We start from the raw sequence: 1,500 nt of genomic DNA, 5'->3' as shown, positions 1-1,500 counted from the left end.
TGGAATCCGACAGGGTCGTACCGCTCATGGATGGACTGACTCCCGAGCAGGGAGCATTGGTGGAGCCTTTGTCCGTTGTAGTAAACGCCTTGTATAGCAAATGCCATATCAAGCCCGGCGACGATGTCGTCGTCACCGGATGTGGCATCATCGGCCTGATGTCCGCCGAATTGGCTAAGGCCGCAGGGGCCAGGGTAGTGGTGACCGGTATCGCCCATGACCGCGATATCCGTCTAAAAAAAGCGAAGGAACAGGGATTTATAACCGTTGAGGTAACCCCCGAAAACAACCTCGCCCAGCAATTGAAAGCTGGAATTATCGATGCCAAAGGAATCCCCTTTGGAAAAAATGGCCAAGTAGACCTTTTGATAGAATGCTCTGGCGTACCCCAAGTACTGACCGATGCTATTTCGGTCGTTCGACCGGAAGGTGATATCTGCGTAATCGCCACCTATCCAAAAGAAGTAACCATCAACGCCACACATTTGACCCGCACCTCGCTGAACATGCGCGGCTCCATGGGATCATGTCGCACGGAGTATATGGTCGCCCAAAAATTAATGGCAACGGGCGTTTTTCCCTCCGAAGCCTATATCGACGCCTATGATTTTAAGGATATTAGCAAGGCCTTTGAAGATTCCATTTCAGCGAACAATGTAAAGGCAGTGGTTAAAATGAACTGAAGATTTTTAAAGAATATGGAGCTATTTTTAGCTAAACCGAAGATAGTTTATTTTGAAAAGTTCATTTGCACGATGCGTCATTTAACACCGAGCACCGAGCATCCAACATCGCGCAAAACCATCTTAAAATTTAGTTCATCCTAAAAATCCTAATTCAGACACCAAACCATCTAACATCCAAAAATGTACAAAATCTTTATCACAGGCGGCACGGGTTGCATCGGATCGGTCACGATATATAAATTGTTACAATCTCCCGATGTCGAAAAAATCGTTATCGCCACACGTTCTAGCAATACGGATGCCCTAAAACTTTGGCTGGGCGAAGGTTTGGACGCCCGATTGGAATTTGTAAAGTTGGATGTCTCGAACTACTACGCCATAACGGAGCTGTTGCCGAAAATCGATCCCACCCACATCATACATCTGGGGGCGTATCAGAGTCCTGATTGTTCCAGAGATCATATTGGCGGTATGCAGATCAATACCGGCGGTACGATGGCACTTTTTGATGTTGCGGAAAAATTGCCGAATCTTAAGCGTTTCGTCTTTGCAAGTTCCGCGGCGGTTTATGGTAAAAGAGCCATGTATTCCCAAGAACTTATATCTGAAAATGTACCCTTAGCGCCCCCGAACCACTACGGAATCTGGAAATTGGCCGGTGAGCATCTGGCCCGTTTCTTTTACGATAATACGGGCGTACCGACCCTGTGTCTTCGTATAAACACGACCTACGGCAAGGGACGTGACAAGGGCAAGACCTCGGCCCCGACCAATGCCATGAAAGCGGTGGCCATGGGTGCCGTATCCGGAAATG

Annotated in this window: 2 protein-coding genes; both read left to right on the top strand. The window is 47.9% G+C overall.

The window, feature by feature from the left end; genetic code table 11:
• A partial coding sequence (locus ACEW8S_RS07920) for a zinc-binding dehydrogenase (protein ID WP_373517623.1) occupies nucleotides 1–683 on the top strand: 683 nt, incomplete at its 5' end.
• 183 nt (nucleotides 684–866) lie between these two features.
• A partial coding sequence (locus tag ACEW8S_RS07915) for an NAD-dependent epimerase/dehydratase family protein (RefSeq protein WP_373517622.1) occupies nucleotides 867–1,500 on the top strand: 634 nt, incomplete at its 3' end.

Source organism: Pricia sp. (assembly GCF_041745955.1).
In the GTDB taxonomy this organism is placed as follows: Bacteria; Bacteroidota; Bacteroidia; order Flavobacteriales; family Flavobacteriaceae; genus Pricia.
Note: the sequence above shows the minus strand (reverse complement) of the source record. Positions and strands in the feature narration are given on the sequence as shown.